General features: G+C 30.9%; 15 protein-coding genes. 2 read left to right on the top strand and 13 right to left on the bottom strand.

Translation table 11 applies throughout. From position 1 onward, the window contains the following. Positions 1–22: 22 nt before the first annotated feature. The 10 genes from ACFQ1U_RS11325 to ACFQ1U_RS11280 all read right to left on the bottom strand — a co-directional run bounded on the left by ACFQ1U_RS11325 (position 23) and on the right by ACFQ1U_RS11280 (position 9,194). Positions 23–349, bottom strand: coding sequence for a hypothetical protein (locus ACFQ1U_RS11325; protein ID WP_386108425.1), 327 nt, complete (start codon positions 347–349; stop codon positions 23–25). A gap of 37 nt (positions 350–386) precedes the next feature. Beyond that, on the bottom strand, positions 387–1,136 hold the full coding sequence (locus tag ACFQ1U_RS11320; protein ID WP_386108423.1) for a tetratricopeptide repeat protein: 750 nt from the start codon (positions 1,134–1,136) through the stop codon (positions 387–389). Next, a complete protein-coding gene (locus ACFQ1U_RS11315; RefSeq protein WP_386108421.1) occupies positions 1,136–2,893 on the bottom strand; it encodes a BatD family protein in 1,758 nt (585 codons plus the stop codon). Before ACFQ1U_RS11315 ends, ACFQ1U_RS11320 begins: the two co-directional genes overlap by 1 nt. 90 nt (positions 2,894–2,983) lie before the next feature. Then, entirely contained in the window at positions 2,984–3,832 is an 849-nt protein-coding gene (locus ACFQ1U_RS11310; RefSeq protein ID WP_386108419.1) for a tetratricopeptide repeat protein, read from the bottom strand. A 4-nt stretch (positions 3,833–3,836) separates the two neighbouring features. Beyond that, positions 3,837–4,877, bottom strand: coding sequence for a vWA domain-containing protein (locus ACFQ1U_RS11305; protein ID WP_386108417.1), 1,041 nt, complete (start codon positions 4,875–4,877; stop codon positions 3,837–3,839). Positions 4,878–4,889: 12 nt separating this feature from the next. Continuing rightward, positions 4,890–5,888, bottom strand: a complete 999-nt coding sequence (locus tag ACFQ1U_RS11300; protein ID WP_386108415.1) for a vWA domain-containing protein — start codon at positions 5,886–5,888, stop codon at positions 4,890–4,892. Further along, positions 5,878–6,963, bottom strand: a complete 1,086-nt coding sequence (locus ACFQ1U_RS11295) for a hypothetical protein (RefSeq protein WP_386108413.1) — start codon at positions 6,961–6,963, stop codon at positions 5,878–5,880. The genes ACFQ1U_RS11300 and ACFQ1U_RS11295 overlap by 11 nt, the downstream gene beginning before the upstream one ends. A gap of 1 nt (position 6,964) precedes the next feature. Beyond that, positions 6,965–7,831: a DUF58 domain-containing protein gene (locus tag ACFQ1U_RS11290; protein ID WP_386108411.1), complete on the bottom strand. Its 867-nt coding sequence runs from the start codon at positions 7,829–7,831 to the stop codon at positions 6,965–6,967. A gap of 3 nt (positions 7,832–7,834) precedes the next feature. Beyond that, the gene (locus tag ACFQ1U_RS11285) at positions 7,835–8,164 is read right to left on the bottom strand and encodes a hypothetical protein (protein ID WP_386108409.1); all 330 of its coding nucleotides are present in this window, start codon (positions 8,162–8,164) and stop codon (positions 7,835–7,837) included. Positions 8,165–8,204: 40 nt separating this feature from the next. Next, entirely contained in the window at positions 8,205–9,194 is a 990-nt protein-coding gene (locus tag ACFQ1U_RS11280) for an AAA family ATPase (protein ID WP_386108407.1), read from the bottom strand. Positions 9,195–9,445: 251 nt separating this feature from the next. Between ACFQ1U_RS11280 and ACFQ1U_RS11275 the strand changes: the two genes are divergently transcribed. Continuing rightward, positions 9,446–12,046 (top strand): TonB-dependent receptor, encoded by a 2,601-nt coding sequence (locus ACFQ1U_RS11275; protein WP_386108405.1) that lies wholly within the window; start codon positions 9,446–9,448, stop codon positions 12,044–12,046. Positions 12,047–12,084: 38 nt separating this feature from the next. On the opposite strand, the gene ACFQ1U_RS11270 is transcribed toward ACFQ1U_RS11275, so the two are convergent. After that, entirely contained in the window at positions 12,085–12,849 is a 765-nt protein-coding gene (locus tag ACFQ1U_RS11270; protein WP_386108403.1) for a UDP-2,3-diacylglucosamine diphosphatase, read from the bottom strand. Positions 12,850–12,942: 93 nt separating this feature from the next. Here ACFQ1U_RS11270 and ACFQ1U_RS11265 point away from each other — a divergent pair, with 93 nt between their 5' ends. Then, complete coding sequence (locus tag ACFQ1U_RS11265) at positions 12,943–13,389, top strand: nucleoside deaminase (protein WP_386108401.1); 447 nt, start codon at positions 12,943–12,945, stop codon at positions 13,387–13,389. On the opposite strand, the gene ACFQ1U_RS11260 is transcribed toward ACFQ1U_RS11265, so the two are convergent. Together ACFQ1U_RS11260 and ACFQ1U_RS11255 are read right to left on the bottom strand one after the other, a co-directional pair. Further along, entirely contained in the window at positions 13,386–13,874 is a 489-nt protein-coding gene (locus tag ACFQ1U_RS11260; protein ID WP_386108399.1) for a methylated-DNA--[protein]-cysteine S-methyltransferase, read from the bottom strand. The genes ACFQ1U_RS11265 and ACFQ1U_RS11260 overlap by 4 nt on opposite strands. Beyond that, the gene (locus tag ACFQ1U_RS11255; protein ID WP_386108397.1) at positions 13,867–14,631 is read right to left on the bottom strand and encodes a TatD family hydrolase; all 765 of its coding nucleotides are present in this window, start codon (positions 14,629–14,631) and stop codon (positions 13,867–13,869) included. The genes ACFQ1U_RS11260 and ACFQ1U_RS11255 overlap by 8 nt, the downstream gene beginning before the upstream one ends. Between the last annotated feature and the right edge of the window lie 32 nt (positions 14,632–14,663).

The following is a 14,663-nucleotide window of genomic DNA, read 5'->3' as shown; positions in this document are numbered from 1 at the left end:
AACTTCTGTTTTTTAAATTTATTTATGAAACCTGATTATAAGTATGTTTTTCTGGTGGTGGAGTAGTAAACTCTACAAGCAGTGTTTTGTAGTGTTTTATTATAAAATGATTGTTGTTATTGGTGTTTTGAATTTGAAGTTTAAACAAAGTACTGTGTTGATGAGTTATTTTTTCATTTTCATCAAGTTCTTGTTTACTATCGTTTTCATTTTCATCTTGATCTATTTCAGAACATAGTTCAATATCATTATCAAGAATATTTATATTCTCAGACACAAAATAAACTGCTTTTAAAGAGAGCAGTAATAGTAGTAAATACTTTAAAAATATGTGTCTTTTAGATTTCATGGAATTGTTACGAAAATAAGAATTATAATATTGCGAATTATAATTCTTTGATGTTTTTCGCAATAATCCATCCTAATTTACCGTCAGCTAATTTAATTTTTTTCCATTCATCTACAGCATCTAAAACTAAAACTTTTGTGCCTTCATGTAATTTAAAAGCTTCATCAGCACTTTGTGTAGGTTCATTAAAAACTATAATTTCTTCAGTAAAAATGATGGCTTCAGTAGTGTTTTTCTCTTTGTTATATTGGTGCTTAGCAATACCAAAACTACTTAGTAAAAATAATACACAAACAACGCTCAAGGTAAAATATAGTTTTTTTAATGATGATTTATCAGAAAAATAGTATGCTAAAAATAATAAGGTTGCAAGGCTAGAAAATAATATTGCAATTATTCCCCATGTATTGTAGCTGATCTTTGAGAATATTGCTGTTTCTATTTTTTGCGATAAACTTTTAGGCAATTCTTCAATTCTATCAAGAGTTAATCTTTTTGCAAAAATTAGGTTGTTTTTAACGTCATCATTAGTTGGGTCTATCTGTAACGCTTTTTCATAATTATAAATTGTATGAGCTACTTTGTTTAGTTTATAATAGCAATTACCCAAATTGTAATACAATTCAGATGAAATTAATCCATTATTTTCTATTTTTTTATATAGCTCTATGGCTTCTTCATATTTGCCATTTTTGTATAAATTATTTGCGTTAGTAAATAATTCGTTGGTATTTTGTCCCAACAAAACTTGACCTACAAATAATAAAATTAAAAATACTTTTTTCATTATAACTGTTTGTCTAGTTGGGTTATTACTTGTTTTGCTTGTTCGTATTGCTCGTTCATTTGTACGTTATCTATCGGAGTGTAACGAGCAAAATCACATTCATTTAAAATAGCAATAAATTGGTTAATGGTACTGCTGTCTACTTTTTTGTTAGTTAATAAACTAGTTACTCTTTCTTTACTGATGTCTGCAGTTTCAACTTTTAGTTTAGCTTTTAAATAGTTGTGAAAGGCTCTTTCTAAAGATTCATAAAAAGCTTCTTTATTGCCAAGTTGTTTCTGGGCTTCTGATAAATATTTTTTAGCTAATTTATCTGCTTTTCTAATTTTATTCCCCATAACATCTCCATCTCTTTCTTCTTTTTTCTTGTAAAGAAGTATAACTAATGGTATTACTACTAATGGAAGTAATAATAAAATATAAAAAGTAGTACTATTAAAAAATGAAGACGTATTAATTGGTGTAAAATTACTTTTAGTTTGAATAAATCTAAAGTTATTACCACCTGTTACGGTTTGTTTTACAACAGTATTATTGTTTGTTGTTGTAAGCTCTTTACCTTCTAAAACATCTACATATAAATCATCAGAAGAAATGGTGTAATATTTTTCTTCATCAGGGTTAAAATAACTAAAAGATGTGCCAGGTATTTTATATTTTCCTTTGTATTCTGGTACTACAGTATATTTATTGGCTATATAACCTCTTAAACCTTTTGAAGTAGTACTTATTTTTTCTTTTCTTTCAGGTTGGTATACTTCTAACTCTTTTGGAGTTTCAATACTAGGTAGTTCTATTAATTTTAAGTTACCTGTACCTTCTACTTGTACTGTTATGGTTGAAGATTCATTTGCTTTAAGATTTGTTTTACTTAAATCTACACTATAAGTAAAGTCTCCAACCGCTCCTGTGAAATCAACAGGTTTACCTTCGTTAGGAAGTGCTCTGGCGTTTATAGTTTTTTTAGCTGAGGAAAACTCACGTTTAACCTGCCTAACAATTGCGTTTCCAAAAAAATCTCCTCTTCCAGTTGGTACAGCCACTAGAATATCCATTTTCATTGGTTCAATAGTTAGTTTGCCGCTTTTAGTTGGAATTAATAATGCTTTATGTAATACGGCATAATTATATTGCTCACCATTGTACATTGTACTTTTAACAGGCATTCCATTTCTTTTAATTTCTTGATTCCAGAAACCATTATATTTAGGAGCCTCTGTTATTGCGTTGTCATATATTTGAATATTATCGCTAAAATAAATTCTATACTCTACATATACAGATTCACCTACATAAGGATTTCCTTTAGAAACTTCTGCAACTAAATGAATGTTTTGCTCCGCTATATAATTAGGGTCGTTAGGATTTTTTGGAATTTTAACAGCTTCCGTAACAATAATTTTTACAGGTTCTGTTTTTAATGTTTCATTTTTATATTCAATCGTTGCAGGAGGTAAATTAAATTCTCCTTGACGTAATGGTTGAATAATGTAAGTGTATGATTGGTTAAAGCTGGCTTTTCCGTTAATCCATGATTGACTTACAGATTGACTCGGTCCTCCAACAATTTTAAAGTTTTTAAAATTTGGCTCTTTGAAATTATCAGCTCCTTGTTTGTTTATAGAAAACTCTACACGTAAACGTTGGTTTACACCTAATTTATTTTTACTAACAGTAGCCTTAAATTCCACATCTTGGGAATAAGAAAAAAGACTAATAAAAAATACTAATATTGATATGTTAAGTTTCAGCTTCATTGGTATTCAAAAATCGGATAAAAATAACTAAATTTTAAAACAATAATTTAATTGATTGTTAAGTGTTTACTCTTAAAATTATATTAAAGTTTACCAATCTTTCTCTTGATTTACTTTTTTACCTTTAGCTTTTTGAACGTTCATTTTCTTTTGCGTTTTCTTTTCCTCGTTATTTAAACTTTCTAATAACTGCTTCATTTGCTCAGGCGTCATTTTACCAGGTTGAGGTTTAGGTTGCTTGTTAGGATCTTTATTATCTCCTTTTTGTTGTTGATTTTGATCTTTTGGATTTTCTTTCTCCTTCTGATCTTTATTCTCATCATTATCGCCACCCTCTTTTTGGTCTTGCTGTTTATCTTGTTGCTGATCGTTTTGTTCTTGTTGATCTTTATTTTGTTTCTTATCCTTGTTTTGGTCTTTATTGTCTTTGTTTTGTTTGTCGTCTTTGTTATTATTGTTTTGTTGGTTGTTTTTTTCTTGTTGCTCATCTAATTTTTGTTGAGCAACAGCAAGATTGTAACGAGTTTCATCATCTTTAGGATTATTTCTTAATGCATTTTTATAGGCATCTACAGCTCCCTGATATTGTTTTTGTTCCATTAATGCATTGCCCATGTTGTGATAAGCTTGTGCTTTTGCATATTTATCTTTAGATGTTTTAATGGTAGTCTCGTATTCAGATACAGCTTCTTTGTATTTTTTACTTTGATATAAAGCGTTTCCGTAATTATAAGTAGCTTTATCGTAGTTACTGTTTTTACCCAAAGCTTTTCTGTAGGCAATAGCAGCTTCACTAAATTTTTGTTTATTATAAAGCTTGTTTCCTTTTCTAAGTAAAGATCTTGCCTCTCGGTTAAGTTGTAGCGTGTCTTTTTGTGCCCAAGTAAAGCTTGAACTACATAATAAAATTATGATAAGTAAATTGATTAGTGTTTTCATACTTCTACTTCTTTTCTTCATCAAATAAATCTACTTTTTTCAGCCATTTAGTTTTCTTTTCAAAAACAAATGCATCGATAATTAAAAACAGAAGTCCAAGTGCAATGAACCATTGAAATTGATCTTTATAATCAGAAAATTGTTGCGTCTCAAACTCGCTTTTTTGAGCGTTCGCTATAATTTTTTCAATAGTTTTAACAGGTTCATCTGTTTTATTTCCATCTATATAAATTCCACTTGAGGCGTCTGCTATACCTTGTAAAACAGCTGGTTTTCTTTGGGTAATTACGGTTTCGCCTTTGTTGTCTTTTTTATAACCGATTAAAGATCCGTTTAATTTAATAGGAATTGGCCCACCTTTTTCTGTACCAACACCAATAGTGTAAAGCTTTACACCAGTATTTGCTAAATTTTGAGCAATTTGTTTAGTTTCTTCTTGATGGTCTTCTCCGTCAGAAATTATGATTAAAAATTTATTCGTTTGTTCTTCATTATTATAATAAGTAGAAGTTAACTCTAAAGCTTCATTAATTGCTGTTCCTTGGCTGGATACCATGTCTGGATTTGCGTTTTGCAAAAACATTTTTGCAGCAGCATGGTCTGTTGTGATTGGAAGCAGCGGGTAGGCATTTCCTGCGTAAATAATAATTCCAACTCTGTCACTTCCTAGTTTGTCAATAATTTTTGATATTATTTGCTTTGATTTTTCTAAACGATTAGGAGCAATATCTTCGGCTAACATACTTTTAGATACGTCAAGTGCAAAAACTACATCCACTCCTTCGCGTTTTACAGTTTTTAATTGTGTGCCCATTTTAGGGTTAACCAAAGCAATTATTAAAAAACTAAAACTTAGTATTAAAAAAAACAATTTCAACCTAGGTTTAAAGTTAGAGCTGTACGGAGCTAACCTGCTTAATAAAGTAGTATTAAAATATTTTTTTTGTGTTCTTTTTTTCCACCATGAAACCAACAAAAACACCACAATTAAAATGGGTATAATTGCAAATAAATAAAAATAGATAGGTTCTTCTAACTTATACATTTTTGCTGATTTTTATATAAAACTTTTAAATAAAGTATTTCTTAAAACAAATTCAATAAGTAATAAAATACCTGCTAAAAATATCCATAATCTGAATTTTTCAGTATAATTATAATATTTGAATTCTTCTATTTTAGTTTTTTCTAACTTATCAATTTCGTTATAAATAGCTTTTAATTTTTCGTTATTGGTAGCTCTAAAGTATTTGCCATCTGTTTCTTTCGCTATAAATTTCAGTAAATCTTCGTCAATTTCAACTTGCTGATTTCTAAATGATAATTTTCCGGTTCTTGGGTCTTTAGCCCAAGGGAAAGGAGCCATTCCGTTAGTACCAATACCAATAGTATATACTTTAATACTATTACCTTTTGCTAATTCTGTAGCCGTAACAGGATCAATAAATCCAGCATTGTTAACTCCATCTGTAAGCAATATAATTACTTTACTTTTAGCTTCACTCTCTTTAAGTCTGTTTACTGCAGAACCTAAACCCATACCTATTGCTGTACCGCCTTCTAACTGTCCCCATTTAATTTCAGCAATTGTTCTTTTAACTATGGATTTATCGCTTGTAATTGGGGTTTGCGTGAAGCTTTCACCAGCATACACAACAATACCAATTCTATCATTTGGTCTACGATTCACAAAATCTGTAGCTACTCTTTTTAATGCGTCCAGTCTGTTAGGTTGAAGATCTTTAGCAAGCATACTTGCAGAAACATCTATGGCCATAACAATATCAATACCACGATTTGTTTTGGTTTTTTTACTTACTGAAACATTTCTTGGTCTTGTTAATGCAATAATTAAAGCTGATAATGCTGCTAACCTTAAAACATATAATAAAGGTTTTAGTTGCGCAGTTATAGTTGGTTTTATGCCACGTGTAGAAGGAATATTTAGCGTTGCGCTTTCTTCTCTTCGGTTGTAAAAATACCAAACAGCTAGTAGCGGAATAGCTATTAACAGCCAAAAAAACTCTGGACTATGGAATTCAAAATTATTGAGCATAAGGTACAGTATTGTTTATGGTGTTAGACAATTCAGCAAGTTTCCCTACATAGGCAGCAATAATTATTACTAGGGCTAATAAAAGAGAGATAACTACAATTTTAACCCATATTGATGGTTTTTGAACAATAGGTTTTTCAACAATCACAACTGGTTGAAGATTAACTATTTCTTGTTCTGTATCAATTTCTTTCGGTTTTATGTTTTTTATTATGTGTTCTGCAATATTTCTATCTGCTTCAATTTCATGAGCTAAAGGTTTGGACTTTGCAAACTTTACTAAATCAGATTGTTGTAATAGTTTATGAAGCTTTTGTAAGGTTTCTTTATCAGTATCAATAGCCTTAGTGCCACTAAAATCATTTAACGTTTCTAACAATCCATCAGTTGTAGTCTCTAGCGCTGGAACATGTAGTTCGCGTTCTATAAAATGCCTAATAATATCTGTAAGTTCACTGTAATATTCTTTTACTTTATTATTTTGCCACAGAAGTTTTCCGTCTAAAAGCTTAAGGCTTCTTATTGCTTCTTGGTAAGGTGCTAACAAAGGTTCTGAAGTGTACGTTTGTTGATTGTCTGTTCTTTTTAGAGCAAAATATAAAACTGTTCCAACTATTAAAAAGATGGCTAAAATCCAGTAAATTGTATTTTTAAAATCATCAAACTGATAAGGTTCAGCTTTAATCCCTTTTATAGGAAACTTTTGAACTTTTGTGGTATCTATAGCTATGGAAGCAACATTTATAAGTAAACTATCTGTTAAATGAGCTTGGTTTTTAATGAATACTTGTTGTTGCGGAATATAATATGCTCCACTATCAAAACCAGTTAAAATATATTTTCTAACTAATTTATTTTTTAGAGTGTCTATTTTTAAAGTGTCAACAACTTCTAAACCTAATATTTCATTTAGTTTAGGAATAATTACATTGTCTGTTTCATTAACAGTAATTTTATATTCAAATTGTTCTCCAATTCGTATTGATGTTGTATCTACTTCTGCTTTTACAAGAGGTGATTGTGAAAAGCATAAACAGGTTACAAATAAAAATAGGTATGTTAGGTAATTTTTCAACTTATGCTTTGTTTTTAAAATAACTCAACAATTTTTTCACGTAGCTGTCATTGGTATTTATATTGATTGTACCCGAGCCACTTTTTTTAAATGAATTGATAAATTCATCTTTTAACTGTAATGCGTTTGCTTTGTATTGATTTCGTACAGATTTAGAACTGGTGTTTACTAACTGTACGGAACTAGTTTCGCTATCAAGCATTGGCACCATTCCTAAGTTAGGTAATTCTTCATCAAAAGAATCATAAATACGTATACCAGTAACATCATGCTTGTTGCCAACTATTTTTAGTGTCTTAGCATAATTATCATCCATAAAATCAGATAAAACAAAAACAATAGCTTTCTTTTTCATAACACCAGAAAGAAATTTTAAGGCCTCATTAATATTTGTTTTTTTGCTCTTCGGAGAAAATTCAATTAACTCTCGGATGATACGAAGTACATGACTTTTTCCTTTTTTAGGAGGTATGAAAAGTTCAACTTGGTCACTAAATAAAACCAAGCCTACTTTATCATTGTTTTGAATGGCAGAAAAAGCTAATGTAGCTGCAATTTCTGTAACAGTATCTTTTTTAAATTGATTGGTGGTACCAAAGAATTCGGAGCCAGAAACATCTACCATTAACATCATGGTAAGTTCTCGTTCTTCTTCAAAAACTTTTACATAAGGTTCATTATACCTGGCAGTAACATTCCAGTCTATAGAGCGAACATCATCACCAAATTGATATTGTCTAACCTCAGAAAAAGTCATACCTCTACCTTTAAAAGTAGAATGGTATTCACCTCCAAAGATGTGGTTAGACAATCTTTTGGTTTTTATTTCAATTTTTCGAACTTTCTTTAATAATTCTTTGGTATTCATCTATTAGTTTAACCAGTTTTCAGGCAACGGTGGAAGCTCAATATCTTTCATTTCATACGAACTTTCAACAGCAAATATCGGAGCTTCTTTTATTGATAAATTAACATTATTCTTTTTTCCAATTTCTTTTACAACCTCTGTAATGCTTCTTTGCTGGCATAATACCAAGCTATTCATTATAACATTAGATTCGGTTTGTAAATCAAAACAATCCACATAAAATGATGGTTTTTCATCTAAGTAAACAATTGCTTCTGTGCTTTTTTTTCTAGGGATTTCTAAAATTCTTTTCTTACCTCGTAAGGTTTTGTACGTTGTTAATTTGTATGTCATTTTTTTGGGGGGTAATTAATAATAATCTATGGGGATAGATTTAAGGGACTTGTATCTCGTTTATTATGGTGTTTATAATATCTACAGATGTAATATTTTCAGCTTCAGCCTCGTAAGTGATTCCAATTCTGTGTCTTAGAACATCGTAAACAACAGCTCTTACATCTTCAGGAATTACGTAACCTCTTCTTTTGATGAAAGCATAACATTTAGCAGCTTTGGCTAAAGCAATACTACCACGAGGTGAAGAACCAAAGCTAATTAAACCTTGAAGTTTTTCTAAATTGTATTTTTCAGGGAAACGTGTAGCAAAAATAATGTCTAAGATATATTTTTCAATCTTTTCATCCATGTAAACTTCGTTAGCTACACTTCTTGCTCTTAATATTTGATCAATAGAAATAACAGGGTTTACTTTTTGGAAACCTCCATTTAAATTCATTCTCATGATAAGTTGTTCGTCTTGTAATTTAGGATATTCAATTACAGTTTTTAGCATAAAACGATCAACTTGTGCTTCAGGTAATGGATATGTTCCCTCTTGTTCAACTGGGTTTTGTGTTGCCATTACAAGAAATGGTTCGTCTAGTTTAAAAGTTTCATCACCAATAGTAATTTGTCGTTCTTGCATGGCTTCTAACAAAGCTGATTGTACTTTGGCAGGAGCACGGTTAATTTCATCAGCAAGAACAAAATTTGCAAAAATTGGACCTTTTTTAATAGAAAAGTCATTTTCTTTAACATTATAAATCATAGTACCAACTACATCTGCAGGAAGTAAATCTGGTGTAAATTGTACTCTGCTAAAAGATCCATTTACAGCTTTAGAAAGAGTATTGATAGCTAATGTTTTTGCTAAACCAGGTACACCTTCAAGTAAAATATGGCCGTTTCCTAATAAACCTATTAAAAGTGTTTCAATCATCTGCTTTTGACCAACAATCACTTTGTTCATTTCAGCAGTAAGAATATCAACAAAAGCACTTTCTTTTTCGATTTTCTCATTAATGGCTCTTACATCTATATCCATATTACAATTTATAATTAAGGTTAAGGGTTGTGAAAACAAAGCTACAATAATAACAATTTTTTAGTTGTTAAAAGTTGGTTAAAGATTGTTTTTAGTTGGGTTGTTTTTGATAAAAAGTTACTTAAACGGCTTTTACGGTTTTGTTTATTGTTTTTTTTAACTTAAAAACTGATCTATTTTTAATTTTTGCTTGTTTTTGTTAAAAAAAATGTAAAGATTTGTTAATGTAAACATTAAATCTAAACTAGAGTATGAAAAATTTATCGATTAGAAGCACGTTAGGGCTTTTCTTGTTTTTATGTTCTTTCTCATTGTTAGGGCAAGTTGTAAAAGGAAAGGTAACCGATACTAGCGGAGAGCCACTACCAGGAGTGAATGTAGTTGAAAAAGGGACATCAAATGGAACTTCTACCAACTTAGAAGGAGAGTTTAATTTGAATTTAAAATCCAGTCCGTCTATTTTAGTATTTTCATCCATTGGTTTTAATGTTGTAGAAAAAAAGGTTTCAGGTGGTGTTTTAAACGTTGTTTTAGAGGAGGGTAATGTTTTAGATGAGGTTGTTTTAACAGGAAACAGATCGAAGCCAAGAACTATTTTAGATTCAGCAGTACCTATTGATAATATTAGTGTTAGAGAATTACAATCAACAGGTCAAAATAATATAGACCAAATGTTAACTTATGCTGTGCCATCTTACAATGCAAGTAATCAAACAGTATCTGATGCTACAGCACATTTTGATCCAGCTGACTTAAGGGGTTTGGGCCCGAGTAGAACTTTGGTTTTAGTTAACGGCAAGAGGAAAAACCAAAGTGCGTTAGTGTATGTGAATGATACTCCAGGAAAAGGAGAAGTAGGTACAGATATGAAAAGTATTCCAACTGCTGCTATAGAGAGAGTAGAAGTATTAAGAGATGGAGCGTCTGCTCAATATGGATCTGATGCTGTTGCAGGTGTTGTAAATATTATTTTAAAAAAGAATATAAAAAACACGGAAGTTAATGTAAGTTCTGGTATTACTAAAGAAGGAGATGGGTTCAACGCAGGAGCAAATGTGAATCATACTTTTACTTTTGGAGAAGGAGGTTTTTTGAATGCTACATTAAGTGGATATCATCAAGATTATACTGATAGGGCAGGTGAGCCAGGAAGAGATGACTTATTTGGAGTTGATAATGAATGGACACGTGAAAACCCTGATTTAGGAATGATTATTGGTCAGCCTCAAATGACAAAAGGAGATTTGTATTTAAATACAGAGTATCCATTATCTGAAAATACAACATTGTATGCATTTGGTGGTATGGATTATAGGTTAGGAAAGAGTTTTGCCTTATACAGGCCTCCATACTGGATTACAGATGATTTTGGTTTATTAACGCCAGACGGCCAGGATTATAATGGTTTTCAGCCAACTTTTGAAACAGATATTATTGATGTTTTATTTACGGGAGGAGTGAAATTTAAATTAGGAGAATTTGATGCAGATGCAAGTGCAACTTACGGTGGTAATACAGTAGATTACACTATAGGAAATACTATTAATCCGAGTTTGGGTGCAGCTAGTCCAATTGTTTTTAATGCAGGAGGGTATGGTTTTAGTAATATTGTAGGTAATTTTGATGTTAGCAGATCTTTTGGGAAAGTTAGTGTTGGTTTTGGTTTAGAAGGACGTCAAGAGCAATTTGATGTTGAAGCAGGAGAAGAAGCTTCATATGTTGACGGTGGAGCACAGTCTTTTCCGGGATTACAACCAGGGAATGCTTTAAGTGAAACTAGAACAAATATTGGAGCATATTCTACATTAGATTGGGATATTACTGAGAAGTTTTTAATTGGAGGTGCCATTCGTTATGAAAATTACTCTGATTTTGGAGATAATTTTTCATGGAAATTAAATTCAAGATTAAAAGTAGGTGAAGCAGGGGTTTTGAGAGCCTCATACAGTACAGGTTTTAGAGCGCCTTCATTGCATCAAGTGTATTTAAGTAATGTTCAGACTTTAGTATCTAATCAAACTATCTCAAATCAAGGAACTTTTAATAATGTTAGTCCAGTAGTTAAGAGCTTAGGGGTAAAACCATTGTTTGCTGAAACCTCTAATAACATATCAGCAGGCTTAACAGTAAAAGCATCTTCAGATTTTACTATTTCTTTAGATTATTATCATGTAACTGTTGATGATAGGGTTTTATTTACTGGTGAAATTGGAGCTACAGATGACTTTGGTAATACTAATGCTGCAGTTGAAGAAATACTTGATAATAATGATATAACGAGTCTAAAATTCTTTATTAATGCGGTTAATACAATTACCCAAGGGTTTGATTATACGATGAGATATAGAAATATAGATTTTGCAGCAGGGAAACTTGCTTTAAATATGGCATTAAACATTAATAGAACTAAGTTAGAAGGAGAGGTAGATACTCCTGAGAGTTTAGAAAATTATAAAAACAAAATATTTAATAGAAAAGAACAGTCTAGAATTACTAGCTCTCGACCAAATACAAAATTATTATTTGGAGCTAATTATGAAGTAGGTAATTTTACAACGTCATTAAATAATACTTACTTTGGAGAAGTAACATGGCAGCATGCATCAGATCCTTCAAAAGATCAAACTTTTTCAGGTAAAACAGTAACAGATTTAGCTTTAGGTTATAAATTTTCAGAAGTTATCTCTGCAAATGTGATGATAAATAATTTATTTGATGTGTATCCAGATGAAATTGATACAAAAGGAGATGTAGTCACCGATTTAGGAGGAAGATTTAAATATCCTTGGGAGGTAAATCAATTTGGCTTTAATGGTATGACTTTTAAAGCTGGACTTACATTTAGATTTTAATAGTTTTAAAAAAAAGCCTCATGTAACATGAGGCTTTTTTATGAATATTTTTCAAGAGACAACTCTTTGTTATAATAAACTGCAAATGTAAAGTAGTTCACCCAGTCACCAAGGTTTATATACTTACTATCTGGTTTTAACTGAATTTCTAAAGGAAGGTGTCGGTGTCCAAAAATAAAATAATCATAATGTTTATGATTTAGTTTGCGCTTGCAATATTGAACAAGCCATTCTTTATCTTCTCCTAAAAATTTAAAATCTTCATCGCCTGAAATCATTTTATTTTTTACAGACATATATTGGCCGAGTTTAACTCCTAAATCAGGATGTAACCACCTGAACAACCATTTAAAAGGTGCGAAAGTGAATACTTTTTTCATTCGTTTATAGCCTTTGTCGTGAGGTCCTAAACCATCACCATGACCAATTAAAAAAAGTTGATTATTAATTTTAAATTCTTGTGGAGAATGAAAAACAGGAATGTTTAACTCTTTTTCAAAATAATCATGCATCCATAAATCATGATTACCTACAAAAAAGTAAATAGGGATACCAGAATCTCTTATTTCTGCTAGTTTTCCTAAAACCCTGACAAATCCTTTAGGAACAACTTTCTTGTATTCAAACCAAAAATCAAATAAGTCCCCAAGTAAAAAAATGGCGCAAGCATCATGTTTTACTTCGTTTAGCCATTGAACAAATTTTTGTTCTCTAGGGAAGCTAAGTTCATTAGTGGGGGCTCCTAAATGTTGATCTGAAGCAAAGTAAATTTTTTTATTTGTAGCGGTTTCTAAAGAAATCAAATTATAAATTTTTGGTAAAAATAACCATTTTAACAAAATTGAAAGCCTATAAAAATTAGTTACTTTTGTTTAGCTAATATCGATTTATAAGTTATGGAGCCTTTTGATGATGTTTATTTTATGAAAAAAGCGCTTGTAGAGGCGCAAACTGCTTTTGATAAGGGGGAAGTTCCTGTTGGAGCAATAATTGTTTTAAATGGACAAATTATTGCAAGAGCTCATAACTTAACAGAAACACTTAATGATGTTACAGCACATGCAGAAATGCAAGCTTACACCGCTGCTTCAGATTATTTAGGGGGTAAATTTTTAAAAGATTGTGTACTTTATGTAACGTTAGAACCTTGTCAAATGTGTGCTGGAGCTAGTTATTGGGCTCAAATAGGAAAAATAGTTTACGGGGCTAGTGAACCTAAACTAGGTTTTAGTGTATTAAATACAAGATTACACCCAAAAACAAAGGTAATAAAAGGTGTTTTAGAAAATGAATGTAGTTTTTTATTAAAGAAGTTTTTTGCTGAAAAAAGAAATTTAAATTAAAACAAGCTTGTTTGTTTTTTCAATACACCTTCGTGCTCTAACAACCATTTTTTTCTCCAAATACCACCAGCATATCCGGTTAAAGATCCGTCTGAGCCAATGATTCTATGACATGGAATAATAATTGAAATAGGGTTTTTTCCATTGGCAGTTGCAACTGCTCTAATGGCTTTAACATCGCCTAATGCTATAGATTGTTGTGAGTAGCTTTTTGTTTTACCATAGGGTACCTTTAGTAACTCTTTCCAAACTTTTCCTTGAAATTTAGTTCCTTTTGGGGCTAATTTTAGTTCAAATTCTTTACGTGTTCCTTTAAAGTATTCATCTAACTGTTGAATGCAATTTTGTATTTCTGTAGCTATTACTTGAGAAGGATTTTCTGAAGTTTCATCAACAAAAATAATACTATAAATTCCCTTAGAACCTCCAGTTATTTCTAGAGTTCCGATAGGAGATTTATAATATGCTATTTGTGTTTTAGACACCAAAAACGTCTTTTGAATTTTGAGTAGTAATTTCGGAAATTTCTTCGAAAGAAAGCCCGTATATATCAACTAATTTACCAACAACTTGCTCTATATAACTACTTTCATTTCTTTTGCCTCTGAAAGGAGTAGGTGCTAAATAGGGTGAATCGGTTTCTAAAACAATATTTTTAATATCAATTTGATCTAAAAACTTATCTATTTTACCATTTTTAAAAGTAACTACACCGCCAATTCCTAGCTTCATATTATACGATATTGCTTTTTGTGCTTGCTCTAATGTTCCAGTAAAGCAGTGAAAAATTCCAAATAAATCTTCACTTTTTTCTTCTTCTAAAATTTCAAAAATTTCATCAAAAGCATCTCTACAGTGAATAACTATTGGTAGTTTTTTTTCTTTTGCCCATTGAATTTGAGTTTTAAAAGCTTGTTGTTGTTGCGCTAAAAATGTTTTATCCCAGTACAAATCGATACCAATTTCACCTATTGCGTAAAAATCTTTTTGCTCTAACCATTGTTTTACATGAGCAAGCTCTTCTTCAAAGTTTTCTTTTACAGAAGTTGGGTGTAAACCCATCATCAAAAAAACATCATTCGGATAGTTCTTTTCAAGTGTCATCATACTTTCTGTATATGAACTGTCTATGGCAGGAATAAAAAAACGAGATACACCAGCAGCTTTAGCACGTTGTATCATTTCATCTCTATCTTCATTAAACTGCTCTGAATATAAGTGTGTGTGAGTATCTGTAATCATAAAATAGTACTGTATCTTTGCGAGTGCAAAAG

It is taken from the genome of Tenacibaculum geojense, assembly GCF_042676005.1.
Lineage (GTDB): Bacteria > Bacteroidota > Bacteroidia > Flavobacteriales > Flavobacteriaceae > Polaribacter > Polaribacter geojense.
The sequence above is the reverse complement of the archived record's forward strand: the minus strand, read 5'-3'. Positions and strand labels throughout refer to the sequence as shown.

What these genes read in the sequence shown, in the direction of transcription:
- ACFQ1U_RS11325 (WP_386108425.1), bottom strand. Translation starts at nt 349, where the DNA reads ATGAAATCTAAAAGACACATATTTTTAAAGTATTTACTACTATTACTG.
- ACFQ1U_RS11320 (WP_386108423.1), bottom strand. Translation starts at nt 1,136, where the DNA reads ATGAAAAAAGTATTTTTAATTTTATTATTTGTAGGTCAAGTTTTGTTG.
- ACFQ1U_RS11315 (WP_386108421.1), bottom strand. Translation starts at nt 2,893, where the DNA reads ATGAAGCTGAAACTTAACATATCAATATTAGTATTTTTTATTAGTCTT.
- ACFQ1U_RS11310 (WP_386108419.1), bottom strand. Translation starts at nt 3,832, where the DNA reads ATGAAAACACTAATCAATTTACTTATCATAATTTTATTATGTAGTTCA.
- ACFQ1U_RS11305 (WP_386108417.1), bottom strand. Translation starts at nt 4,877, where the DNA reads ATGTATAAGTTAGAAGAACCTATCTATTTTTATTTATTTGCAATTATA.
- ACFQ1U_RS11300 (WP_386108415.1), bottom strand. Translation starts at nt 5,888, where the DNA reads ATGCTCAATAATTTTGAATTCCATAGTCCAGAGTTTTTTTGGCTGTTA.
- ACFQ1U_RS11290 (WP_386108411.1), bottom strand. Translation starts at nt 7,831, where the DNA reads ATGAATACCAAAGAATTATTAAAGAAAGTTCGAAAAATTGAAATAAAA.
- ACFQ1U_RS11285 (WP_386108409.1), bottom strand. Translation starts at nt 8,164, where the DNA reads ATGACATACAAATTAACAACGTACAAAACCTTACGAGGTAAGAAAAGA.
- ACFQ1U_RS11280 (WP_386108407.1), bottom strand. Translation starts at nt 9,194, where the DNA reads ATGGATATAGATGTAAGAGCCATTAATGAGAAAATCGAAAAAGAAAGT.
- ACFQ1U_RS11275 (WP_386108405.1), top strand. Translation starts at nt 9,446, where the DNA reads ATGAAAAATTTATCGATTAGAAGCACGTTAGGGCTTTTCTTGTTTTTA.
- ACFQ1U_RS11265 (WP_386108401.1), top strand. Translation starts at nt 12,943, where the DNA reads ATGGAGCCTTTTGATGATGTTTATTTTATGAAAAAAGCGCTTGTAGAG.
- ACFQ1U_RS11255 (WP_386108397.1), bottom strand. Translation starts at nt 14,631, where the DNA reads ATGATTACAGATACTCACACACACTTATATTCAGAGCAGTTTAATGAA.